The 22,439-nt window shown below is 43.6% G+C and carries 26 protein-coding genes; 6 read left to right on the top strand and 20 right to left on the bottom strand.

What is annotated here, in order from left to right:
- Positions 1–25 precede the first annotated feature (25 nt).
- The 4 genes from ftsA to MJ770_RS14315 all read left to right on the top strand — a co-directional run bounded on the left by ftsA (position 26) and on the right by MJ770_RS14315 (position 3,950).
- Positions 26–1,261: a cell division protein FtsA gene (gene ftsA, locus MJ770_RS14330; protein ID WP_239255778.1), complete on the top strand. Its 1,236-nt coding sequence runs from the start codon at positions 26–28 to the stop codon at positions 1,259–1,261.
- A gap of 79 nt (positions 1,262–1,340) precedes the next feature.
- Positions 1,341–2,498 (top strand): cell division protein FtsZ, encoded by a 1,158-nt coding sequence (gene ftsZ, locus MJ770_RS14325; protein ID WP_239255776.1) that lies wholly within the window; start codon positions 1,341–1,343, stop codon positions 2,496–2,498.
- Between the two features lie 243 nt (positions 2,499–2,741).
- On the top strand, positions 2,742–3,653 hold the full coding sequence (lpxC, locus tag MJ770_RS14320) for a UDP-3-O-acyl-N-acetylglucosamine deacetylase (RefSeq protein ID WP_239255774.1): 912 nt from the start codon (positions 2,742–2,744) through the stop codon (positions 3,651–3,653).
- 96 nt (positions 3,654–3,749) lie between these two features.
- Positions 3,750–3,950, top strand: a complete 201-nt coding sequence (locus MJ770_RS14315; RefSeq protein WP_239255772.1) for a hypothetical protein — start codon at positions 3,750–3,752, stop codon at positions 3,948–3,950.
- A 355-nt stretch (positions 3,951–4,305) separates the two neighbouring features.
- Here MJ770_RS14315 and MJ770_RS14310 read toward each other — a convergent pair whose 3' ends face one another.
- A complete protein-coding gene (locus tag MJ770_RS14310; protein WP_239255770.1) occupies positions 4,306–4,707 on the bottom strand; it encodes a hypothetical protein in 402 nt (133 codons plus the stop codon).
- Between the two features lie 511 nt (positions 4,708–5,218).
- Between MJ770_RS14310 and MJ770_RS14305 the strand changes: the two genes are divergently transcribed.
- Positions 5,219–5,737: a cbb3-type cytochrome c oxidase subunit I gene (locus MJ770_RS14305; protein ID WP_239255768.1), complete on the top strand. Its 519-nt coding sequence runs from the start codon at positions 5,219–5,221 to the stop codon at positions 5,735–5,737.
- Positions 5,738–5,744: 7 nt separating this feature from the next.
- Here MJ770_RS14305 and MJ770_RS14300 read toward each other — a convergent pair whose 3' ends face one another.
- The 16 genes from MJ770_RS14300 to MJ770_RS14225 form a co-directional block, all read right to left on the bottom strand.
- Positions 5,745–6,182 (bottom strand): hypothetical protein, encoded by a 438-nt coding sequence (locus MJ770_RS14300; protein WP_239255766.1) that lies wholly within the window; start codon positions 6,180–6,182, stop codon positions 5,745–5,747.
- A 4-nt stretch (positions 6,183–6,186) separates the two neighbouring features.
- Positions 6,187–6,597 carry a hypothetical protein gene (locus MJ770_RS14295; RefSeq protein ID WP_239255764.1) on the bottom strand — a complete coding sequence of 137 codons (411 nt, stop codon included), beginning with the start codon at positions 6,595–6,597 and terminating at the stop codon, positions 6,187–6,189.
- Positions 6,594–7,934, bottom strand: coding sequence for a 4Fe-4S binding protein (locus tag MJ770_RS14290; RefSeq protein WP_239255762.1), 1,341 nt, complete (start codon positions 7,932–7,934; stop codon positions 6,594–6,596). Before MJ770_RS14290 ends, MJ770_RS14295 begins: the two co-directional genes overlap by 4 nt.
- Before the next feature lie 9 nt (positions 7,935–7,943).
- The gene (locus MJ770_RS14285; RefSeq protein ID WP_239255760.1) at positions 7,944–10,559 is read right to left on the bottom strand and encodes a fused MFS/spermidine synthase; all 2,616 of its coding nucleotides are present in this window, start codon (positions 10,557–10,559) and stop codon (positions 7,944–7,946) included.
- A 645-nt stretch (positions 10,560–11,204) separates the two neighbouring features.
- On the bottom strand, positions 11,205–11,594 hold the full coding sequence (locus MJ770_RS14280; RefSeq protein ID WP_239255758.1) for a hypothetical protein: 390 nt from the start codon (positions 11,592–11,594) through the stop codon (positions 11,205–11,207).
- Complete coding sequence (locus tag MJ770_RS14275) at positions 11,594–11,782, bottom strand: hypothetical protein (protein ID WP_239255756.1); 189 nt, start codon at positions 11,780–11,782, stop codon at positions 11,594–11,596. The genes MJ770_RS14280 and MJ770_RS14275 overlap by 1 nt, the downstream gene beginning before the upstream one ends.
- 62 nt (positions 11,783–11,844) lie before the next feature.
- Entirely contained in the window at positions 11,845–12,909 is a 1,065-nt protein-coding gene (locus MJ770_RS14270) for a formylglycine-generating enzyme family protein (RefSeq protein WP_239255754.1), read from the bottom strand.
- Positions 12,910–13,380: a hypothetical protein gene (locus MJ770_RS14265; protein WP_239255752.1), complete on the bottom strand. Its 471-nt coding sequence runs from the start codon at positions 13,378–13,380 to the stop codon at positions 12,910–12,912. It lies immediately after the preceding gene.
- Complete coding sequence (locus MJ770_RS14260) at positions 13,377–13,865, bottom strand: c-type cytochrome (RefSeq protein WP_239255750.1); 489 nt, start codon at positions 13,863–13,865, stop codon at positions 13,377–13,379. The genes MJ770_RS14265 and MJ770_RS14260 overlap by 4 nt, the downstream gene beginning before the upstream one ends.
- The gene (locus tag MJ770_RS14255; protein WP_239255748.1) at positions 13,852–14,139 is read right to left on the bottom strand and encodes a hypothetical protein; all 288 of its coding nucleotides are present in this window, start codon (positions 14,137–14,139) and stop codon (positions 13,852–13,854) included. Before MJ770_RS14255 ends, MJ770_RS14260 begins: the two co-directional genes overlap by 14 nt.
- Positions 14,140–14,180: 41 nt before the next feature.
- The gene (locus tag MJ770_RS14250; protein WP_239255746.1) at positions 14,181–14,501 is read right to left on the bottom strand and encodes a hypothetical protein; all 321 of its coding nucleotides are present in this window, start codon (positions 14,499–14,501) and stop codon (positions 14,181–14,183) included.
- A 275-nt stretch (positions 14,502–14,776) separates the two neighbouring features.
- Positions 14,777–15,409, bottom strand: coding sequence for a hypothetical protein (locus MJ770_RS14245; RefSeq protein WP_239255744.1), 633 nt, complete (start codon positions 15,407–15,409; stop codon positions 14,777–14,779).
- A gap of 17 nt (positions 15,410–15,426) precedes the next feature.
- Positions 15,427–16,389 carry a cbb3-type cytochrome c oxidase subunit II gene (locus MJ770_RS14240; protein WP_239255742.1) on the bottom strand — a complete coding sequence of 321 codons (963 nt, stop codon included), beginning with the start codon at positions 16,387–16,389 and terminating at the stop codon, positions 15,427–15,429.
- Positions 16,390–16,423: 34 nt separating this feature from the next.
- On the bottom strand, positions 16,424–17,833 hold the full coding sequence (locus tag MJ770_RS14235) for a cbb3-type cytochrome c oxidase subunit I (RefSeq protein WP_239255740.1): 1,410 nt from the start codon (positions 17,831–17,833) through the stop codon (positions 16,424–16,426).
- A 78-nt stretch (positions 17,834–17,911) separates the two neighbouring features.
- Complete coding sequence (locus MJ770_RS14230; protein ID WP_239255738.1) at positions 17,912–18,121, bottom strand: hypothetical protein; 210 nt, start codon at positions 18,119–18,121, stop codon at positions 17,912–17,914.
- A gap of 44 nt (positions 18,122–18,165) precedes the next feature.
- Positions 18,166–18,447 carry a hypothetical protein gene (locus MJ770_RS14225; protein ID WP_239255736.1) on the bottom strand — a complete coding sequence of 94 codons (282 nt, stop codon included), beginning with the start codon at positions 18,445–18,447 and terminating at the stop codon, positions 18,166–18,168.
- A gap of 237 nt (positions 18,448–18,684) precedes the next feature.
- Between MJ770_RS14225 and MJ770_RS14220 the strand changes: the two genes are divergently transcribed.
- Positions 18,685–20,154, top strand: coding sequence for a hypothetical protein (locus MJ770_RS14220; RefSeq protein ID WP_239255734.1), 1,470 nt, complete (start codon positions 18,685–18,687; stop codon positions 20,152–20,154).
- Positions 20,155–20,507: 353 nt separating this feature from the next.
- Here MJ770_RS14220 and MJ770_RS14215 read toward each other — a convergent pair whose 3' ends face one another.
- The 3 genes from MJ770_RS14215 to MJ770_RS14205 all read right to left on the bottom strand — a co-directional run bounded on the left by MJ770_RS14215 (position 20,508) and on the right by MJ770_RS14205 (position 22,293).
- A complete protein-coding gene (locus MJ770_RS14215) occupies positions 20,508–20,795 on the bottom strand; it encodes a hypothetical protein (protein WP_239255732.1) in 288 nt (95 codons plus the stop codon).
- A 616-nt stretch (positions 20,796–21,411) separates the two neighbouring features.
- Positions 21,412–21,861 carry a hypothetical protein gene (locus MJ770_RS14210; RefSeq protein WP_239255730.1) on the bottom strand — a complete coding sequence of 150 codons (450 nt, stop codon included), beginning with the start codon at positions 21,859–21,861 and terminating at the stop codon, positions 21,412–21,414.
- A gap of 6 nt (positions 21,862–21,867) precedes the next feature.
- A complete protein-coding gene (locus MJ770_RS14205; RefSeq protein WP_239255728.1) occupies positions 21,868–22,293 on the bottom strand; it encodes a peroxiredoxin family protein in 426 nt (141 codons plus the stop codon).
- Positions 22,294–22,439 lie beyond the last annotated feature (146 nt).

Here is a 22,439-nt window from a genome sequence, read left to right as displayed (position 1 = left end):
AAAGTTTTGGCAGTGGAGAAATGCAATGAGTAATAGCAGGGAAAACAAGAATTTAATCGTAGGGTTGGACGTCGGCACTTCCAAAATTGTGACGATCGTCGCTAAGGTCAAGTCCGAAGGAACTATGGAAGTAATCGGCGTTGGAATGTACGAATCCTCCGGCATGAAGAAAGGCATGGTGGTCAATATTGATGCAACCGTGGTAGCCATTCAGCGTGCACTTGGTGATGCCGAATTAATGGCCGATTGCAAAATTCGTGAGATTTACACCGGCATCGCGGGCAGCCATATTAAAAGTGCCAATGCCAATGGCATGGTCAAAATTAAAGATCGAGAAGTTGCGCAGGCTGATATTGACCGAGCAGTTGAAACTGCCAGCTCATTAAGCATGCCTAGTGACCAGCAGATATTGCATATTTTGGAACAGGAATTCAGCATCGATGGACAGCGGGACATCAAGAAACCGCTAGGTATGAGTGGTATGCGCCTTGAGGTCGAGGTGCATATCGTTACTGGCGCAGTAGCAGCGGTACAGAACATCATGAAATGCGTGCACCGTTGCGGACTTGAGGTGCGGGAAATGATTCTGCAACCCTTGGCATCAAGTAAGGCAGTATTGTCGGACGATGAGAGAGATTTGGGCGTGTGCTTAGTGGACATCGGCGGAGGTACAACTGATGTGGCGATTTTTACTGGTGGTGCAATTCGTCATACCGCCGTAATTCCAATTGCAGGCGACCAGATTACAAATGATGTCGCAATGGCTTTGCGCACCCCGACATCGGATGCGGAAGACATCAAGATTAAATATGGCTGCGCTCTGCGTCAGCTCGCTGGTGATGGGCCGATCGGTGTCCCTGGAGTCGGTGAGCGTGATGTCCGTATGTTGTCGCGGCAAACTTTGGCAGAAGTCATTGAGCCACGCGTAGAGGAACTGTATTTGCTGGTTCAGGCTGAGTTGCGCCGTAGTGGATTCGAAAATTTGCTGTCCTCAGGCATCGTTATCACGGGAGGCAGCAGCTCTATGCAGGGCATGGTAGAACTGGGGGAGGAAATATTCCATATGCCGGTGCGTTTAGGTCTGCCACGTTATATAGGGGGGCTAGCTGATGTAGTAAAAACACCTCGTTACTCCACCGGTGTTGGCTTGCTTCTCTATGGATTGGAGCAGTACCAGCACAATCAGGCTACGCGTCAGCATTCGAATTCTTTTAACGATGTGTTGAGCAGTATGAAAGCATGGTTCAAAAGAAATTTTTAGGGGAATAATTTCTGGCTGAACCAGGCCAAGTGGATTATTCAGTGTTTGAGTTTATATTGTAAATATCAAGGGGAAAATAATGTTTGAAATCGAAAATGTACAACTTCAGGACGCAGTAATTAAAGTTATAGGCGTGGGCGGCTGCGGCGGAAATGCAGTGGATCATATGATTGAGAAAGGCGTTCAGGGTGTAGAGTTCATTGTCATTAATACCGATGCCCAAGCACTCAATCGCAACAAATCTCACACTAAATTACAGATAGGTTCCACTATTACCAAGGGGTTAGGTGCGGGCGCAATTCCGGATATTGGACGAGCATCTGCTGAGGAAGATCGCGAGCAAATAGCAGACTTGATCCGAGGAGCCAATATGATATTTATCACTGCGGGAATGGGTGGTGGCACCGGCACGGGCGCGGCACCTATCGTGGCCCAAGTAGCCAAGGAAATGGACATCCTTACCGTGGCCGTGGTAACCAAACCATTTCTGCACGAAGGCAAGCGCATGCGTTTGGCTCACGCTGGTATCGAAGCTCTGTGCGAATCTGTGGATTCACTCATCATTGTGCCAAATGAAAAGCTGATGAGCGTACTGGGCGAAGACACTAGCCTGCTGGATGCGTTCAGCGCTTCTAATAGTGTATTGCAGGGCGCGGTGGCGGGAATTGCGGAGGTAATTAATGTACCCGGCCTGATGAATGTGGATTTTGCAGATGTGCGCACCCTTATGTCTGAAAACGGCATGGCTATGATGGGATCGGCTACCGCTTCTGGATCTGATCGCGCTAAACTTGCAGCAGAACGCGCCATGTCCAGCCCTTTGCTAGAAGACGTAAATTTAGCAGGCGCGCGCGGAGTGCTGATAAATATTAGTTCCAGTAGCAAACTTACCCTGAAAGAATTCAGAGAAATTACCAACAGTGTGCAATTTGCCATTGAAGAAGCAACCGTAATAGTTGGCTCTGTATTTGATGAAAGTATGGGTGACGAACTGCGAGTGACCATTGTGGCAACTGGCTTGGGTTCTCCACTGGAACGCAAGCAAATTAAACCTGAGCTTGTGTATGGGCAACGTACAGGAACACATAACGAACCAATTTTCGCGAACAATTATAAAGAGCTTGAAATGCCTGCTGTGATTCGTAACGGCCGTAACCGTGAAGCAGTCGAAGCAATGAAGCAGTCCGGTATAGACACACTGGACATTCCGTCCTTTCTGCGCAAGCAAGCAGATTAATACCGATCTGAGAGACCGCTCATTCCAACCTTTCAGACCTTTCTGAAAGGAGATTTGATTCAATGAAAGGTGCTTCACCTTAGGTAATTTTCATGAGTATATGATTCATATTAGATATGGAATTAACACGCCACAATATGCAAGCAAATTGTTTAACAGCTCTTCTGTATAGTACTGACATAAACTGGGGCCAGAATGAACTATGTTAATATTTAAAAAAACTTATAAATGTTTTAAAACAGCATGGTTAATCAACGCACATTAAAAAAATCGGTGCATGCTACTGGAGTAGGCCTGCATACTGGTGAGCGGGTTAATCTTACCTTGTCTCCTGCACCAGCAAACAGTGGCATAGTATTCCGACGGGTAGATGCAGTGCCGATGGTGGCGATTCGTGCTGAAGCACATGTAGTGCACGACACACGCTTATCTACCTGCCTGGAAGTAAACGGTACGCGTGTAGCCACTATAGAGCACCTAATGTCAGCCTTTGCCGGACTTGGCGTGGACAATGCTTTTGTTGACCTGAATAGCGCTGAAGTGCCTATTATGGATGGAAGTGCTGGAACATTTATTTTCCTTTTACAATCTGCAGGCATCATCGAACAGTCTACGGCAAAGAAATTCATCCGCATAAAAAAAATTATAGAGGTAAAGGATGATGATAAGTGGGTGCGCTTCGAGCCATTTAACGGTTATAAACTTAACTTTACTATTAGCTTTTCACATCCAGTGTTTGCTTCAACAAAACAGCATGTAACGATAGATCTGGGCGAACATTCTTACATCAAGGAAGTAAGCCGTGCCCGCACCTTCGGATTCATGCACGACGTTGAAAACATGCGAGCGCAGGGATTGGCGCTGGGTGGCAACTTGGATAACGCCATCGTGATGGATGAGTACCGAGTCATCAACCCAGACGGACTAAGATATGAGGACGAGTTTGTCAAGCACAAAGTACTAGATGCAATTGGCGACCTGTATTTGCTTGGACACCCCTTGATCGGTGCTTTCTCTGGTTATAAATCGGGCCATGCTCTGAACAATGCCCTACTACGCGCCTTGCTGGCTGATGAACAAGCTTGGGAATTTGTGACATTCAAAAAGAATGAGGGAGCACCAGCATTCTTGCGCTTACAATTGCAGACCACCTGATCTTCATCAGGCAACAACTCCCAAATCAAGTCTGCGCCGAGTGGATGAGAATTAGGAGAAGTTAAATACAGCTACACAACTGTAAGGATACATACTTTGCTCATAATGCGTCTGCTGCTCATCTTGGCCGCTCTTTTCATTCTTTTTTCAGGCGGAGCGTATTTTGTTACACGTAATCGCCGCTATCTGAATCTAGCTTGGCAGATAGTGCGTTTCATGATGTTTATGCTGTTAGTATTTGTCGTGCTGATTTTACTGGAGCGTTACGCTTTGATAGGCTGGGGAATTTTTGTTTAAAACAGGTCTAATGCAATTTATTATTAGCTTCCGCTGAACAACGAGTTAAGTGGCATATTTATTTTTAATGGGTATATTGCAAAGTTTCAGCCTGTCAAACACAACACCTGCAAAAATAAAACAACTCAAATTTGAGCAAGTATCCCACAGAAATTGAACACTATCGCCTGAATCATTTCTGCTGCCAAGCGAACGATTCAGGTGATGGCCCAAAGCGCCAAACACGTTAGTATTACACTATATCAAAGCTACTTTACTTTCTCATATCGTATCAGAGTAATAATTGCTTCAGATAAGAGGCTGAATAAATAAAATCTAACCGACGCTCAACTCGGCAGATCAGGCTTTACAAAGCTCAATGTATTGAATTTCCAGAATCTTTGTCAAGGTGTTGCACTAACTTCGTAGCAGCCTTAAGCACGTCGTCTAAAGGAATGATAAATGTTAGTTCAACGTCACCCATAAAAACCCGTACTGCACATTCAGTAGGGGTTCGACCCATGGCTAATTCAATATGCTGTGCCGGGAGCGCATTTTTAGGACCAGACCAAGATTCCACTTTTAAACCCGATTCTTTTGACCATTTTGATGCAAGTCCAAGAACCGGATATATAAGAGCATTCAATCCTTCTGGATTAATAATAAACTCTGTTTCAGAGCCATTAGTATCAGTCAAAGCAAGACAAATTACGTTATCTACATCGGTAGGGTATGTACGGACTGAAGCTATTGGTCTTAATGTTTTTTCGTTTGACATGTTTTTCTACGATAGGAGTATTAGTTTAAAATCTGATATTTAGCGGGACAACACCTCACCAAGAACTTAACCTAGAAGTGGTATCATTTTGATGACGGACATATTCCGGCCAGAATTGAATCGTTAATGTAGCCCTCATTAATATTATATTGTGTCTAAGTTAGGCACGCAATGCCTTACTTAGACAAATACCTTGCGCAACGAATACCTTTTAGATACACTCATCGTGAGAGTAATAATGTTTATTCTAAATAACGTTAAAGGAGTATTACCATGGAAGTATTTGTTCCCATAATTATCTTCGGCGCTGGCATTATTATCGCCACAACCTTGGCTGGAATGGGCATTGCACGAATGATAGAGGGCGACAAAAAGAAGTAAATATTACGCAGCTTCTGTTAAAAATTTGCAACGCTCAAAACGATAAAAAATCGTTGTCCAGTTATCCGCGAAAGCACGGTCGTATTACGGCCGTGCTTTCGTTATTGAAGCATCATACACCATACTACTCATGCGTTTAAATAACTCTGAATTTCCACATTTAATTAAGTTTTTTTTAATTTCCACCATTTCATTTTTTGTCGGTGCGATGCACGGCATGTCTCAAGTTATACCATCCATACGAGCTTGGCTGGATTCAATCGGCAGCCCTTACGGTGGCCCTGGGCACATGATAGATCCCTTAGCACATGCACACATAAACTTAATCGGAGGACTAGTGATATTTGCAATGGGAACTATGTATTATTTGCTACCCATTGTTAGTGGAAAGGCGATTTACTCTTTGCGCCTGGTAAACCATTCGTTTTGGTGGACAGCGATCGGGGTGTATTATTTTTATACTACACAAATGGTATTTGGCATCCTGGAAGGAAATTTATTGCTGGACAATAATCTTCAAGCTATGACAGATGTGCATGCCTATTATGGTCCCATCGTCGCCAGCTCTGGAATAATAATGGCGACAGGTTTTTGTATCTATCTTGCAAACGTCGTGCTTACCCTTAAAAACAAAGACCGGAATTCTTAAGCACAACTTATTGCTCAATAGATAAATTTAACGGGAAGCGCAAAACTCCTTCAGCGCCACCATTACGTTTTATTTGTACCTGTAACACGGATCTGGTGCCTGGCGCAACTTGCGCCGCCCTTCGGAAAACGCCTATATCCCCATCTTGTATTGCCTGCACCCAAGGATCTTGGTCGTCAGTGCGTATTGAAACCATAATGTCATGGATCGGCCCACCCTTGCCAGTCACTATCACCAAAAACTCGTTCATCCCAGGTCGTGGTGGGCTGGGTCTGGATTCAACTTGCACCGCCGCATCTTGCCACGTTTGTGGTTGCGTATCAGCAACTCGGTCCCCACCACATGCGGCTAACAGCAGCAAAAAAAACAACTTAATATATTTTAGATTTGCTCTTCTAAATCGGGCAATCGGAGTATGCAAATTATTTATTTGCATTGAGTTCATGAACTTACTCCTTTTTATTCTTATCTGAATCCAGCCTGCCACCCATCGACGATCCATATAAATTTACCATGAAACGAACAAAAGCACTTCCAGCAGCAACATAAAATATAGCGATAATGAACCCCCAGTCAACCCAAGGACGTTCATCACCCGGACGAAGGCCCCAAAAAGGGAAACTCAAACCCACCGCAACCAGTAACACTGCAACTGTCACACCTATAAACCAATAGGGTATATTTTTTTGCGACTCAGGAATGGTTTCTACCAGTTCCCAGTCTTCTAACCCGCGCTTGGACATGCGTTCTTCATCAGAAGCATAACCAAAATGATCATCCGGCATTTCGCCCCAGCTCGGCACATCTATGTTAGATAAAGCTTTTGCTTTAGCTTTATCACCAATCTCATTGGCGATCATAGCTTTCTCCTTTGTTCTGAAAAATGTTGAATAGGGAATCTCCCCGTCCAAATATCACCTGCAGAAACTTCCACCACGATAGAATGCAGTCCTCGTGGCAAATCTTTCACGATAGATAGTATGAGCGACTCTCGCCCGACCGGTGGCAACTCAATATCCTCTGCACTAAGCTGGTAACTGCCCGGCGGCAAACCTAACACACGTACGTTCAGTTTTGCAGGATGATACATTTTATTAGAAAGGGCAATACGATACTCTTGAATCGACTGCCCTTGCTGAATATCCGCATTGCCCACCGCTACATGATAGGGCTGATATGACCATAACCCCCAAATAAACATCACAGCACCCAATACTACGACGGGGGTCGTCCAGCCCATTCTAGCGAGCAATGAAATTGCGATGCCACTAAACCTGTTTACACCTTTACTCGTGCGTTCAAGCATATCAAAACGCAATAACCCAGGGACGCCCTGTTTGTTATGCAATCGATTGCAAGCATCAACACAATCACCACAATTAATACAGCTGTCATATACATCTGTTTTGCGTGGATCCAGATCGATAAAGCAAGAAGTGACGCAATAATTACATTTGGCACACTCATCACTTCGACTAGCATCGTATGCTATATGTAATGTCTGTTTGGTTTTAAACGAATGCATCCAAACTCTGTAAATGCATGCGTAGCGGCACCAAAAATGTCTTATTATCGCAATGTCTATCAGAACGATCACGACACATACCGAGTAAATCCAATGCAGCGATCCAGCTAGTTTGGCATTTTCTTGCAGCGTCACAAAAGACCACACCACACTTGGGTGATAAAAATAAAATAACGGGATTAGCGCAAAAAACATAGCCGCTCCCAAAAAAGCAACTCCGAGCAGCGTCCAATTCAAGATCTTATTCTTGGCACCCGCTACGCGCGGCGCTTCGCCGGTTAAACTTACTTCTGCATGCTTACCTAATAGTTTATAAGTAAGATTGTTAGCCCACTCAGCTATAGTATTTTGAGGGCAAACCCAACCACAAAAAACCGTACCTGCAGTCGAATACAGCAACACCAAACTACTCGCCAAAAAAAGCCATGCTCCGGTTACCAAAGAAAAATCAGCCAGCCATATTTGCCGATCAAGCACAACAAAAGCAGCAGCCCCCGGATCTATACGGAATAGACCGCTAGCAGGAATCAATACTACCAGGATTAGTACCAGTATCTGCATTAACCGCCGCTTCCAGCGGAACTCAGAGTTGACAGACTTCGAACCTACGACCGTGCCGATAACCTTGACCGGAATACTGGAAATGGATTTGTACTTGACGCCGCTGGCCATAATTTTAAGTTAATTCCTCGACATGTTTGCTTCAAGGTCAAGCGGGCTCAACTCCAGCAAGTGCGCACGACTTACTTCCGCACGGGCATCACCTGCCTTACGCTCAATTCGCCACAATGCTCGAACCGCTTCGACATGATATGGATTAAGATGCAAAATTTTCTGTAATGCCTCTTTCTCGCTTAAACCATGCTCCCGCGCTTGCACTAAAGATAAAAACATCATATCAGCCAACGCATAAGCAATCCAGCGATCTTTTGCATTCGCCTTATGAGCCAAGTGCGTCAACTGGTTAGCTTGTTGCGTTGCGCCACGCGCTGCCGCAAGCCAGCTACGCGTAATCAGCTCGCTTCCTATGTAAGCGCGTTCGAAAGCATCTATATCGCTGTCAAGAATTCCCAGAAAATTTGCAGCGACTTCCACTTTCGGCCTCGTATTCAGCAATGTTTGCAATAAATTTGCCACATCTAATTTACCAGCGTAGCGCGCGCGCGGCAGATGAAACTCAATCACTGGTGACCACTCATCTTGAACTTGTCCCCGATTGCCTGGCAAGGGTCCCCAATAGCGTCCTAGCCAAGTCCAGCCACCCTCACTTGCAGTCGCTTCATTCTGTTGCTCTAAGGACATACGCTGCAGATTATGCAGCAGCCCCTGTGCGCCCATAAACTCCTGACGTGGCCCGACAAGAGCTAAATGCATTCCATCGAGAAATAATTGTGCATCAGGAAATGCCAACTTAAAGCTGTTAAAAATCACGTTTAAAGATTTATTGTCGAACTGGTTGAGCGCCAACCACTGAACAAACAGTCCATTTTCACTAAGGCGATTATGCACGCGCTGAAATTGTTGCACTGACAATAAAGAACTTGAGCCTGCCAAATCCGGATGAAATACGTCACCGATTATGACGTCGTATTGATCCCGACTCGCGCTTAGAAAATGCCGTACATCGTCACGCTCCACTTTGGCCTGTCGCAGTGCGTTGCGATTTAATGGAGTAAACCAAGTTCCAGCGGAATTAATCGCACCCTGTGACAATTCAACTGCACTACGATCTAAATCAGGAAACGCTAGAGAACCGGCCACGGAAATTCCTGTACCCAACCCAAGAAATAGAACTGAGCGAGGCTGTTCATGTAGCAGCAATGGCAAGCGAGCTTGATTGGACTGAACAAATACTGCTGTTGGATCTGTTGATGCATCCATTCTCTGTAAGTCAGTCAGCAAGACACGCTGCCCGTTTTGTTGTTCCACTACATGAGTCATCGAAATGGCGTCTTCGTAGAAATACAAATCTCTGCTTCCCGCATGCGCCTGTGGCATTAACGCACTAACTGACGGTAACTTTATAACCGGCCAAGCTGCCATTAAAAAAAACGGTACAGCAAGCCATGCAGCACGCGACTGCGCCCAAGTTAGCCCTAGAATCAACAATACCGATGCTGCCATCACTACTGTACCAGAGCTTCCCCAAACCGGTATGAGCACCACTCCTGCAACGACAGCTCCGAGCGCTGCTCCCAGTGAATTCGCCCCGTACAACCATACCCCACCGCCATTTGAGCGGCTGTTTAACAACGGCAACCAAGCTCCAAGTGCCAGCGTTACTGGCAAAGTTACCAGCGTAAGTAGCAGCCCTTGCATGCTCAATGCTTCAAATAATGAAGTAAACTCAGTTCGCTCAACCCATGCCGAAAGTGCAGGTAGCAACCATAAACTTAGTATGGAGAATCCTCCTGCAGCAATGGGCAAAATTACAAACCACACCTGCCTGTGTTGTCGTGGCGCGATCAAGCTACCTATTCCAATTCCCAGCAGAAATGATGCCAGGATCACTGACAGCACGTACTCTGTGCGCAACATCACCATACCGAACAACCGCGTCCAAGCTATTTGCAAAATCAGGCTTGCCGCACCAATTCCGGCATAGGCGAACAAAAAAGTGAAACGAGGCCGACTTGCACTTACTTTATTCTCAGCAACCTGCACTGTGCCATACCGCGGTGAAAGCAACAGCAGCGCAATAACGCATAAACAGCCAATCGCAGCAACCACTCTGACCGACCAGACCCAACCCAAGGATGGCAGCAACCAAAGTGGTAATAGTGCCCCGCACGCAGCACCCAACGTATTTAAACCGTAAATTTTTCCCAGTCGCTCTGGCATATTTCCGAGTGATGCCAAAATTAATGGAAATCCTGCCCCCATGATAAAAGCTGGGAACAACAACAAGCACAAGGCAACACTAGCAATGAGACCATACCATTGAAATAGTGAAAGTTGTGCCGCCGCATTTTCCATACCCGCAGATGTCATTTGCAGAATAAGTGGCAAGACTAAAGCGAATACAACGATGCCTCCTTCCAAAGCAGCAAGCAATAATAAAGGTCTTTTGATTTGAGAAGCACGACGTGCCGCAAACAAACTTCCCGCTCCCAACCCCCCCATAAAAGCGGCGACGGTCAACACCACCGCAAAAATACTCACTCCGAACTGCAACGAAAGCATGCGCGCCCACAAAACCTCATATGCCACGCTAGTTAGACCGAACAAACCATACAAAAATGCCAGCGGCCAATAACTACGATTTGAGATTAATGATTGTGATTCTTTCACCAACATAAACGAACCTTAATATGCAGCAATATATTTAAAATGAATACAATTATCAGGGCACGACCATTCAATGCAGATTCCGATATTAAAACATAGCACTACATGCATAACTCACAGTAACCTCGCACAATCTACTATATAAATATCGATTGTCGCAGTGGAACAGTATGCGTCGGTTGACTAGGAAATTAAGGCAACTGAGTGTGTTCTCTGAATCCTTTGCATGAAAAAATTGAGGCCCGTAGTAGCAACACATGCAACAACGAGCACTATGAACAAACACAACATGTGCGGTACGCGAACTTACGTGCCTTGATCTAATCGATTACCCAGCGCAGACGCCCCATACACAAAGATACGTTAAACTGCTGCAATGCAGCGATAGCGATAAAAATCAATTAATTCAGCCTTGATGCACCAAACCCGACCAGTATTGAGCTACATGTAAGTGCTCTGGCTATTCCTCAAATTATTTTTTGTGGATGACGATTTTTTTCAGAGTAAGCCGAGTGAGAATGAGTCTACTATCACAGTAAATTTTGCGGAAAACCCGTTAGACTGACAGTGGAAGCGAGGCAGAGACGAAGTTCAAACGCTTATGCTCAACGCTAAAATAGAACTAAAGCATAGAAGCATGAATAGCGTTTCGACTTAGAATGGATAAAACCAGACAACCCCCACAATAGCGTGGGCAAAAGCCAGAGTAATAGTAAGCCCAGCAGAAATCATATGCAGCACAAATACTTGCTTACCATATATTCCCATAGCGATGCCCAGCCCTCCAGTAATTAGAAGCAAGACTAATAATGGAACGCCCAATAAAAACATGGTCAAATGTTTTTGTTGAATTGTTATTGGCCTATCTATTTTATTCTGACTGGCCTGCTGTTCAAACGCCTCCATTACCTTAACGCTATCGCCCTTCTCATCTGTATCATCAGCAGCTCGCGAAATTGGTATAGTACAAAACAAAAGCAGCAACGCTGTAATTAGCCAACTCGCAATCACAGAGGGATAAACGTCACCATTTGTTCTCGCCATTATTTATCACTCTCGACTGAAATTTTCTGCTCCTCTTTCATATCGGTTTTTCTATCCGCGTAGTGCCATGTCAGTACTGCCATCAGAATAAAGGGAACAAAGAGAATAGCCAGCAGGAACAAAAAAATATACCAAAGCGTATCAATATGCACGTGAAGAAAGCGATAACTGTCCACTGCATAGCTCATATTCACCAAGGACAATGAGAGACAAATGACAACGCCCACATTCCTTAATAATTCGAGCACTCTCACTCTCGTTTATCCTCTTCTACGAAATCACTTGCACAACGGAATCCAAAAAAATCGGAGGCAAAATTCGCGAAAGCGAAGTTTCGATGAAAGACAGAAGTCGAAAATGGATCGCCCTTCCATGACCCGCCCCGCAATACCTTGTATCTTCTGCCTGCCGGCACAATTTCAACCTCTTTTTTATTTGTTGCCTGCAATATTTTTCCTTTAAACAAGTCTGGCGGCGCGTCTGTTCCAGGATAAGGCGCAAAATCATCAGCCATCCACTCACTCACATTACCAGCCATATCCATTACTCCATATGGACTAGCTCCATTTAGATAAACATTGACATTTGTTGTCGAACCTACATTGTAATAAGTATTTAATCGATCAGGATCCATCTTGTTTCCCCACGGCCAGCGCCGTCCATCATTTCCACGCGCTGATTTTTCCCATTCAGCTTCAGAGGGTAGCCGCTTGCCTGCCCATTTAGCGTACGCTGATGCATCGTACCAAGACACCATAGTAACGGGGCGCAAAATTTCACCATGAGGAATCTTACCTTCCTTCCAGTTTAACGGAGGACGGTGTGATGTAGCGACTACAAATTTGGCATATTGCGCATTAGTAACTGGATACTTATTTATCCAGAATGCGGGTAAATTAACGGTATGCTGCGGATGATTTTGTACATCTGCTCGTTCTAAATCTGTACCCATTAAAAAAGCACCGTCAGGAATTAATACCATACTCTCAATTTCAAGCCACTCTTCTTTGGAGAGCAAGCTTTCAACCTCAATAGCACTATATCCCACTGCTTTATTTTTTTCTGCCTCATGCCTGCTGTGTAATACTAAATCTTCACCTGCAGCACGAATACGAGAATATTCATCTTTCAAGTCGTACGTAGCACTCGACCGCATGTCGCCCATTCGATCGAACCCTTGACTCACTACGTACAGGGTAATACCAATTGCTAATAAGACAAAGCAAACTACAAAAGTAGCCGATAAATAACGTTTACGTCGAGCGATATCTGCAGCTGGAAGTTCAGATTTTCCGTTATTGGGTATCACAGCCATTTAAACGCCATGCTTACTATTGTCGCCACGTTGCTTATATATAAGATCTTGCGGACTTCTACCATAGGTTTTTTTAACCATGATTTCGCCAATCACCCCACCGAAGCCCGCCGCAGTCATAACGACTGTTACGAACAAAGCCCACATACCGAAAGGCATTAACGATGCCCCTTCCGGCACGCCGGTCAAATAAAGTATCTCCAAGTAACTTATAGATTTAACAATAAGTGGCGGAAAGTAGCACAACCATTTACCGCCAAGTCCAAAAATTACAGCAACCAATATGCCTACAAAAAAAGGTAACACGAACATATCCAAGACCCACAGGCTGTCGTAGTCGAGAATGCCGCGATATAGCTCGATTTTAACTCCTAGCAATCTATCACCAAAGTAGTTCAGTGCACTACCCATAATTAATGCAACCACCCCATTCAAAATTCGGGTAACGGTCAAGGGTGGTAACATATTCATGGTTTGTACTCTTCGCCGGTAAGCTTTTCATGCTCAGCCTTGCGCGTTTCTTCAAGATACCAATCCTGCACCTTCAGACTTGACATATATCGCGCTAAAAGTCGTCGGTCCTTTTCCGGCAGATGCGCATAAGATGGCATTTGATACTCTTTCTTTAAACGGGACTTCAATATTTCTTGCGGGTTGTGAGCTGAAAAATACTGGTATAACCAGTCTTCACTTCTCAACGAACCTATACCGTCCAAAATTGGAGCAGGGACGGCTCGCATAAGATCCCTAACTGTCCACAAGGAATGACAGCTTTTACAATTTTGCTGACGATAGACATCCATAGCAGCGCGCTCCAATGTGTCAGATGCAGTGCTGTAATATGGTATGCCTTTATCAACTTCCTTAGTTGTATTTAGTAGCCATAGATTACGCCCCATAAAGCCAAGCACTACTATTGCAATGATTATGAAAACAATTTTTTCACCTTGCTTCATTGGCCAGATTCTTTTCATCTGCCTGACGCTTTAAAATACGCACACGGCTTTCCATCTGAGTGGCATTCACCTCCCGGCTTTTTGCATATTCTTCAGGCGACATTTTATCTTTATCGCCTTCATCAAATACTAAATATTTGATGTCCTCATCGAATTGTTCATTCTTCATTCCCCACCTGATCCAATAAATTACAGCAATAATAATGAGTCCCCCAACAACAAGCCAAAGATAAATTGACCATCCATCATCCAACGATTGCAAGTAGTTTTCCATGTTTCCTCCATCGATCGTTAGGTAACTGTTTTGTAGATTAGCTAGTAAAGATATCCGCCCAGCAATTGCAATCCGCCGAAAATAACTGCAACAATAACGCCGACAATTATTAGTCCAAACATCACTTTCTCACCAATCCGCATTTTTTTTGGCGCGTGACTTCCAAACATCACCATAAATATAATACCTGAAAATACTAATACTCCCAGCAGCATGAAAAAAAACACACCTGTGCTGAATTGCTGGCTACGCATACCTTCTATGCTTAGGTCTAATTTATGAGAGTTTGTTGCATTAGCTACAACATTTATTACACTGTATAAATTTAACCCATCAAGAAATGAATAAATAATTATCTCCATTCATCTCAAATTACTCCCTTAAATAGATTATGCCGCCCGTGAGGCGGCATACCTTATGCATTTAATTTACAGCTGTATTCTAGCTATTTTTAGACCTAATTTGCGGACTTGTTTTATCATAATCGTCTACAAAAAAACTGTAGATAAAGGGAGCTAAAAAACCAATTAAGACTACACCCGCCATACAAATAGGCCCATAATCCAGATCTATCATCAGACACCTCCGTAATATAATTTATAAGTTAAACATTATTTCGTTTATGAGCGCTCGTTGGTTAATGTCCGTGATGACGTGGCTGCCAGGTATTTTCTGGTAGCCGCTTCATGGTAATTGTCACACCAACAAAAAACATAGTTAGGTAAAATACATCAATAGTGTATCCCTTATCCCAGAAAGGTTGCTGGCGAACTCTTTTACCATTTTCACGATAATTTCCTTCAAAATTCGCAATTTTAACTTCGGGCCCTACAACCGTATAATCCCTGAGGTCTATATTCGGAATCTTCATAAGCTCTTCAATTTGAGGCTTCAGAATTCGCAAATCATCCATAGTAACTGGATGCCTACCTTGCTGAGATTCAAATGCACTGTTTTTATTAAGTTCAACAATACGTTTCATTGCAGCAGCATCACCCTGAGCTCCTTGTATTGCAACAATTTCAGGCGTATCCATCACCTTTATGTAGTCAACATAAATCGCAGCAGTTGGACGTTGCCCCCAGAGAGGAATAGTTGTCAGAAATGCTGTTATGACCGTTAACAATACTAGAACTACAACTGGCACCGGCAACCGGTTGTTGTCTTCAGTCATTCCTCCGAGATCTTCAGCCTCCCACAGCGCTTTGTTTTTTGCTACAGTTTCTGCATGCGTTAAAGTATGCAGCGGTGCGTCAAATACCCAAGTCATATCATCGCCCCCCTAATTTATTTGAGATTCACAATAAAATCAATTAACTTTCTAATTTCGCTATCCTTTGTGTACATAGGTACGTCTGGAGGAGTAGTGATTTTTCCTTCACGGTATTCATCATACTCTGAGCGCCATTTATCATAATCAATTTTATTACCGTCAGCATCAAACTCGCCCCACAAGTAATCAAAACGCGGCATGATTGAATGTGGCTGTACTAAACGTGGATTAAAGAAATGCAGCATCATCCATTCTCTAGATCCATTGCGTGAACCAACATGTAACAAATCTGGGCCTTTACGATCGGATCCAAATGCCGTTGGCGACTCACCATTAAAATCTCCTAGCATAGGTGGAGCGCCAAATATTTGCCAATCTTGTGTTTGCTCAGGCAACAATGTATGGCACCACCAGCAACCCTCTCTTACAAACATTGTTTTCCCGGCACCAGCGTGCAGCACATCTGAGTCTACCGCCTGATTTAAAACTTCATCTGGAGTCCAACCTTTCGTGGCAGTCGCATTTACTATATATGCAAGCGGCTTATCCTCGAAATCCAGCAATTTATTACTCTTATTAATCAGGAATACGGCACCGTCTTCTTTCTTCGCCTCAGTAATACGTCCTTGCTCAACGCTGAGACCTTCAACACCGTGACCTAATATCTGCGGGTGATTCACTCCGTTCGGCAACGACGTTCCTGCAGGATATACGTAAGCATATACTGGCTCCATTGGCTCTCCGGTTTTCGGATCCTTTCTGACTAACACCTTTAATGGCTTGTTCAGACCATCCAAAAATGGATCCTGGAGCTGCCAGCCTGAGTCCCATCCCGAAGCCAGTTGCTTATCCAAGCCAACCTCAGAAACAACTGAGGCCGCCAGATCAAAACTTGGGAATAACAAGGTTATAGTCATTGACAACCCGAACGCCATCCCAAACATTCTGGAACCGACTTTGTACTCTCTAAATTGCATAATTTTCTCCCCAGCTTCTGTCTAATATTTAGGATTAACGTTCGTACGCTAGTTCGTGTGGCATACGTCCGGCAGGAATAGGAGTACCTTCACGCGCTGTCATCCACATGTTATACAACCAAAGGATGGTAGAAGAAAATACCATAGTACCTCCCAGCCAACGAGCAATCATATAAGGATGCTCAGCAATCACGACATCAATGTAAGGCACCTCGTAAATTTTACCAGCGCCCTGAATCAAGCCAGCAATTGTCATCGATACCCAGTATGTACTGAACCCAATCAACAGTAACCAGAAATGCAAGTTTCCTAAAGTCAGTGAGTAAAGCTTGCGCTTCATCAATGTTTGCAGACCCAAGTATACGGCTGCAGCCTCAAGGAACGTCGAGAATCCAAGCAAAGCAAGATGTGCGTGAGCCACCATCCAGCCTGTTCCATGAATGTACCAGTTAATTGAGCGTGTTTGCTGAAAACCACCTTGCATATTGAGCGGTATAGCCAGTAAAACGCCAACTACGGTAAAACGCACCTCAAGATTCTCGACAAACATATTCCACTTGCCCTGCATTGTCAAAAGAATATTAGACACAAATGCAATCGCTGGCACCAGAATCAACACCCCTTCTACTGAAGCGAAAGATTTTAGCCATTCAGGCAACGGAGCCGACATCAAATGATGCGCAGCCGGAGTGGAATAAAATACAACTATAGACCAGAAGTGCAAGTGACCGATCCGGTGAGAATACAATGGATTACCTGTCACCTTTGGAATAACGTAATAAGCAATTGCCGCTGCAACTGGCGTAATCCATAGCCCCAGAACGTTATGAGCAAACCACCACGTCATGTAAGCTTCGGTAAGACCAGTAAGGTGAAAGTACTCAGGAAGATTTCCAACCAAAAATACTATGATCAACATAAATGTCGACGCTGCAAAAAACCAATTGGTCGTATAAATTCCCTGTGTACGACGATTTATTATGGTCATCCACACATTAATCGCCAAAGGAATACTTATGAACACAGCTACAGCAAGATCCAGCGGCCATGGAAAGTCTGAATATTCACGACCAGAAGTCACTCCCATCCACATCAAAGACAACCCTGCGAGTAGACAGACATTCCACATCATACAGTTCCACAAACCAAGCTTCTCTGACCAAAGCCTGGTATTCCCCAGTATCGGAGTGATATACATCATGGCCATTGCAAATGCCATAGATATCCAGCCGAAAATTACAGCCAGCACGTGGACCTGACGCATATGACCGAAAGCAAACATTTCCGTCCCTGTCACAAAATCAGGGAAAGCCAGCTTGGCCGCGTTGAACGAGCCCAACCCAGTTCCGATCATAAACCATACAATGGCCGAAAAACCGAAGAATATCGCCGACGAACCAACCGGGATAGCCTCATTTTTGGCAAACAAATACTTAAGAATCATGCTGCATCTCCTCATTTAGCTCCAGGCAGACTTACTGTATGCCTCAACTAGCGTTAGTCCCACTATAATTTTTAGATGTTATTTTTTTGGTGCTTTATGTTTATGATGCAAGATAGAATCCACTTCTTCCTCAATAATGTCACCCATCTTACCACCAGTCACTTCACCTAGCGCTTCAGTACCATCATCCAATTTAATATGCTTGTGTGGCATTAATACGTACCACGACAACCACATACTAGAAAACGCCAAAAGCATGCAAAACGTTCCCGCTATTATCATAAGCATGTTCACCCTCCTTCTTTAAGGTCGCCATACAGGCAAGCCCATATCTAATTACGAACTCCATTTTCAAGAGCATCATGCCTCTTTAAAGCGAGCGCCAGCATTAAAGTAAATACAAAACCGAACACCAGCATCCAGAATGTCATAAAACCATTGAATGTTGTAGGTATATATGAACCAGCACCCAGCCCACCCCAATCTTCGAATCCAGCACGTCCCACCCAGCACATAAGAGCAGCCCCGAATACACTTCCATTACCCATACCCGTTACAAACCCTGCAATTATAATTATCCAAAAGGAACTAGCTGGTATTGATTTTTTTCGCACTTTGTTTTTCCTCCCCCAGTTTTATCTAAAAAGTTTAGATTTTTTTCTATTTTCTAAGCGAAACTCATAGATGCTCTCAAGTCCGCTTACTCTGCCACCTTATTTCTATGTGGCATGTGATTGGCTTGGAGGCAAGCGTTTACTAAAATTCAGCGTTATAAAAATGCGGTGATATAATAAAACCCTACACTTAACCTTGTCAAGACATAGCGCACTTAAACCAAACAATTATATTTTATGATAAACATTAATTCCTTACTGTCCCGCATTCCTCTTCGTTACTGGGGGTATCTTTCATTGTCTTTATGGGGCGTGCTTATCCTTTTTTTGTTGCGTTCAGACCTTTACAACTTAGATGAGGGCTCTGCCAAATCACTTTTATTGGCATGGTCTATAGCGGATCAGGTGGCCACTTCAGTTGTAACTTTTGGCGCACCTGATTTGCGTGCACTGTTATTTTTACCTGTTGCTTTTCTTTGGACAGGCAAAGTTTTTGCCGCCAAGGTTCTCACTGCTCTTTCATTAGCCTTTGCCATTTGGTTGCTTTATTTATGGAACCGACACAACGTTAATGCGGAAAGCGCTTTAGTTGCCAGTGGCTTACTGATCATATCTCCTTTGATGCTTGAACAAATTGACTCGCTCTCTCCAGGCATTTACATGTTACCGGCATTTGCACTAGGCACATGGTTGAATGCTGAGTATCGTGCTAACCCGCGCCCGGGTGGCGGCTGGTTTTTTACCCAGCTACTTGTCAGCGCTTTCAGCGTCAGCTTACATCCCATTGGCCTAGCTTATCCATTAGCATTACTTTGGTCATGGTACAAAAACCCGCTAGATCAAAAGCAGCAAAAATATTTTTTTGTTGGCGTAAGTTTTGTTTCTCTCTTCACCATAATCATGTTACAGGGCTGGAATTATGTCGAGTGGTTCCAAAACCCTATTGAAAGCCTTGCAATTTCAATACTCGGATCACCTTTAGACGGTGAAATCTCTACTGCCGGATGGATAGTTGGGTTGGCCATGCTTGCTGTACTAGTAATCGTCGTTATCAAACAATATCGAAACCTACGGTCAGACTTTACTGGCAACATCTTTTTTATAGGCTTAACGATTGGTGTTTTAACCAGCGATTTGGCGTGGGCCATTATTGCATTAAGCCTGATTTTGTATTTTGGAACACCTTTATTGTTACATTCAAATAATGCAGGAGCTGGCAAAGGGTTTGTGCATCAACGAGGACTGACGATGCTATTTATTATTATTCTTTCTACAGTATTTATGCGTGCAGATAGGAGTCACTACGAAATTCGACAATCCGGCTTTCTGTCTCAAGAGGATCAGCTAATTCGGTTTCTTGTTGTAGAAGCTGAAAATAACAGAAAAATCAATGAAGAAAACGAAAGCGAAATAAATTCTAATCTTTTGCGGGTGGCCAGCCAATGGCCAAGCCGCACCATGATCGCATGTAAATGCGATACTCTACCTTTACCCCCCGCGGCAGAGAACCCGCAAATTCAGCTTACCATGCTGCAGAGCATTACTCACTTAGTATTCAATCCACGACTAGCCAGCAATTCGAAGCTCGCAAAGAACCTATCTATGCTTGACGGTGGATTTGTAGAAACAATCGTTGTACAACCTGGCGGGGTGCTTTTGCATATGAAAAATACTAATTCACCCACCACAGTTAACAGCGACAAATAGGGCAGATGCATCTGAGCATGCCTTCAGATATACTTCTTGTCTTCTAATGTATATCAGATCTGGAAGGATAACATGATCAAATCGATTTATCCCGTAGCGGAATATAAATATTTTTTAAAATGAATAAGTTAATACTAGAAGCTTTAATATATTTGGTTGTAGCTCTCTGCTCTCTATTTATCATGGGCTATGCTGTACATATGCTTGTTGGTGGCCTGGTCTCCGAGGAGATTGAGAGGCTGCTGATTATAATCACTTGCCTCATTGGCGTAGTGGCCATAGGATTAATGGCTTGGGATGTAATTCAACGCCGCAAGGGCATTAAATAGCAGATTCATACACTGCTATAATTATCAGGACTCTACAAGTAAGGCACCTGTAAAGATAACAAAGGCACGTACCAACAATGTAGCGCGGCCTTGAGCTCCATGATCGATTCGTACACCGTTATCAGAGCGCAACAAACGCAGCCCTGTTTTAACTTGCATTACATATAACGCATACATCATCACTATCATCATTAAATGCATCCACACTATTAATGAAGTTATTTCGCTCTCTATAATTAAGCGACGATACCAGTCCTTGTACATATAGAGATACACCGGCATTCCCAAGTCAAATAAGATTACAGATATCATTATCGGCACATGAAGAGTACGTTGTTTAGCGTAACGAAACGCAACTAACATTAACCCAAACGTCAATAACGCAGCCCACACAGTACCTGCTGTTAGCATTTTATTTGCTTCCCATGCGACTCACTTGCATCTTCCATCAGCGCTTCAACAACTGATTCTAACGGAGCTATATTCATCAGCCATTGATTCACATTATCTTATTTTAATATATCTACCTGATTAAAATGTAATTATGCTTACTATTCAGCAAGAAAAGGTTTGCATATTTTAGACTGTAGCAACTATATTTTCATCATACTCTTTGACGAATGCAACAACTGGCTCATCATCCTAGTTAGCTTCGAAATAAATATTCATAATTATGCCCGCTAATGTATCCGACAATTTAATACATATATTGACGTCTATTACGTATCATATTCGAGCAAATCTTACTTGATTAGCCATTTAACACAGCCAGCGTATTGACATGTCTGAAATAGAACACGATATCCAGATGCCGACGAATAGCAAAATCTGGTTTTGATCAATCCGTGCATTATATTTTTTTCCTTACTGGACAATAAAATTAAGGTTAATCAGAGATGCTATTAATTGAATTTTTGTGAATGTATGCCTAACTAGCTTTATGCTTATCTTGTACTGCTTGGAAATCGTTTATGTTAGGAAACTGCCCTTTATGAAATACAAATTGCAAGCGCTGATCTAATTTATCTAGCCCCGCCAGCCCGAACGAACGACCTGAGTAGTCCGCGTAAATTCGCAAATCTTTTACTAATTCAACATTCTCTCCGTTGCGCATAATAATTCGAGTTATCTGTTTACCGATTTCAATTGCGATTGGTGCGGTAGGCAATAACATTAACCGAGTTTTTAATATGCGGTTGGCACCAGCAATAAAAAAGAAACTGGCCAGAAACGAAAACAAATATGCCAAGCTGACATCACCGGCATACCAGAATTTAGCCACCATAGACAGTAAAGCTACAACTGTAGGAACATACAACAGTAAATCCCATAGCATGCCTTTGCGATCCTGCACTAAACTGAAACGCGTATCGCTCATACTAGATTAACCCGAACCACTTTCTGTTCCTGCTTTGAGAATTTTCTTAATTCCTGCTTCCATTTCACCATACAACATACGTCCCGGCTGCACGCCGCTGACAACGCCTTTGGCATTTATAAAAAATGTCCACGGATCGCCCATTACGCGATATGCCTTGAATGCCTGCGGATTTTGATATTGATCCATATGCAAAAATAGAACCTGACTTTGATATTTTTCCAATAATGCCTTCAGGATTTGCAACTGGCCATCGCACACGGTGCAATGGCCAGGTGTGGCAAACTCCAAGACGATAGGCTTACCAAGAGCTAATGCATCATCTAATGAGTGTTCGTACATGCGTGCATCTGGCTGACGATAAGTCGTCATTTTACTCATGTCCCCACCCACATCTGCCAAAGTTTTCGTGGGCAAGCTAGGCGCAACCATTCCCTTCTGCAGCACCCCTTTTGATGCCCCCCCCCATGAGGAATAATGTTCCCCACAGCCAACAATAAGGCATGATATAACGAGCAGCAATAATATTTTTATATTCACTGAGGCCGGTTCCATCCATTGCAAGTACGATATATATT

This window comes from Candidatus Nitrotoga sp. M5 (genome assembly GCF_927904885.1).
GTDB lineage: Bacteria > Pseudomonadota > Gammaproteobacteria > Burkholderiales > Gallionellaceae > Nitrotoga.
The sequence above is the reverse complement of the archived record's forward strand: the minus strand, read 5'-3'. Positions and strand labels throughout refer to the sequence as shown.

What these genes read in the sequence shown, in the direction of transcription:
- ftsA (WP_239255778.1), top strand. Translation starts at nt 26, where the DNA reads ATGAGTAATAGCAGGGAAAACAAGAATTTAATCGTAGGGTTGGACGTC.
- MJ770_RS14305 (WP_239255768.1), top strand. Translation starts at nt 5,219, where the DNA reads ATGCGTTTAAATAACTCTGAATTTCCACATTTAATTAAGTTTTTTTTA.
- MJ770_RS14255 (WP_239255748.1), bottom strand. Translation starts at nt 14,139, where the DNA reads ATGGAAAACTACTTGCAATCGTTGGATGATGGATGGTCAATTTATCTT.
- MJ770_RS14210 (WP_239255730.1), bottom strand. Translation starts at nt 21,861, where the DNA reads ATGAGCGATACGCGTTTCAGTTTAGTGCAGGATCGCAAAGGCATGCTA.
- MJ770_RS14240 (WP_239255742.1), bottom strand. Translation starts at nt 16,389, where the DNA reads ATGCAATTTAGAGAGTACAAAGTCGGTTCCAGAATGTTTGGGATGGCG.
- lpxC (WP_239255774.1), top strand. Translation starts at nt 2,742, where the DNA reads ATGGTTAATCAACGCACATTAAAAAAATCGGTGCATGCTACTGGAGTA.
- MJ770_RS14295 (WP_239255764.1), bottom strand. Translation starts at nt 6,597, where the DNA reads ATGATCGCCAATGAGATTGGTGATAAAGCTAAAGCAAAAGCTTTATCT.
- MJ770_RS14300 (WP_239255766.1), bottom strand. Translation starts at nt 6,182, where the DNA reads ATGAACTCAATGCAAATAAATAATTTGCATACTCCGATTGCCCGATTT.
- MJ770_RS14235 (WP_239255740.1), bottom strand. Translation starts at nt 17,833, where the DNA reads ATGATTCTTAAGTATTTGTTTGCCAAAAATGAGGCTATCCCGGTTGGT.
- MJ770_RS14215 (WP_239255732.1), bottom strand. Translation starts at nt 20,795, where the DNA reads ATGATATCTGTAATCTTATTTGACTTGGGAATGCCGGTGTATCTCTAT.
- MJ770_RS14270 (WP_239255754.1), bottom strand. Translation starts at nt 12,909, where the DNA reads ATGGCTGTGATACCCAATAACGGAAAATCTGAACTTCCAGCTGCAGAT.
- MJ770_RS14265 (WP_239255752.1), bottom strand. Translation starts at nt 13,380, where the DNA reads ATGAATATGTTACCACCCTTGACCGTTACCCGAATTTTGAATGGGGTG.
- MJ770_RS14245 (WP_239255744.1), bottom strand. Translation starts at nt 15,409, where the DNA reads ATGACTTGGGTATTTGACGCACCGCTGCATACTTTAACGCATGCAGAA.
- MJ770_RS14220 (WP_239255734.1), top strand. Translation starts at nt 18,685, where the DNA reads ATGATAAACATTAATTCCTTACTGTCCCGCATTCCTCTTCGTTACTGG.
- MJ770_RS14280 (WP_239255758.1), bottom strand. Translation starts at nt 11,594, where the DNA reads ATGGCGAGAACAAATGGTGACGTTTATCCCTCTGTGATTGCGAGTTGG.
- MJ770_RS14205 (WP_239255728.1), bottom strand. Translation starts at nt 22,293, where the DNA reads ATGGTTGCGCCTAGCTTGCCCACGAAAACTTTGGCAGATGTGGGTGGG.
- MJ770_RS14275 (WP_239255756.1), bottom strand. Translation starts at nt 11,782, where the DNA reads ATGAGCTATGCAGTGGACAGTTATCGCTTTCTTCACGTGCATATTGAT.
- MJ770_RS14250 (WP_239255746.1), bottom strand. Translation starts at nt 14,501, where the DNA reads ATGGAGATAATTATTTATTCATTTCTTGATGGGTTAAATTTATACAGT.
- MJ770_RS14310 (WP_239255770.1), bottom strand. Translation starts at nt 4,707, where the DNA reads ATGTCAAACGAAAAAACATTAAGACCAATAGCTTCAGTCCGTACATAC.
- MJ770_RS14260 (WP_239255750.1), bottom strand. Translation starts at nt 13,865, where the DNA reads ATGAAGCAAGGTGAAAAAATTGTTTTCATAATCATTGCAATAGTAGTG.
- ftsZ (WP_239255776.1), top strand. Translation starts at nt 1,341, where the DNA reads ATGTTTGAAATCGAAAATGTACAACTTCAGGACGCAGTAATTAAAGTT.
- MJ770_RS14285 (WP_239255760.1), bottom strand. Translation starts at nt 10,559, where the DNA reads ATGTTGGTGAAAGAATCACAATCATTAATCTCAAATCGTAGTTATTGG.
- MJ770_RS14290 (WP_239255762.1), bottom strand. Translation starts at nt 7,934, where the DNA reads ATGGCCAGCGGCGTCAAGTACAAATCCATTTCCAGTATTCCGGTCAAG.
- MJ770_RS14230 (WP_239255738.1), bottom strand. Translation starts at nt 18,121, where the DNA reads ATGCTTATGATAATAGCGGGAACGTTTTGCATGCTTTTGGCGTTTTCT.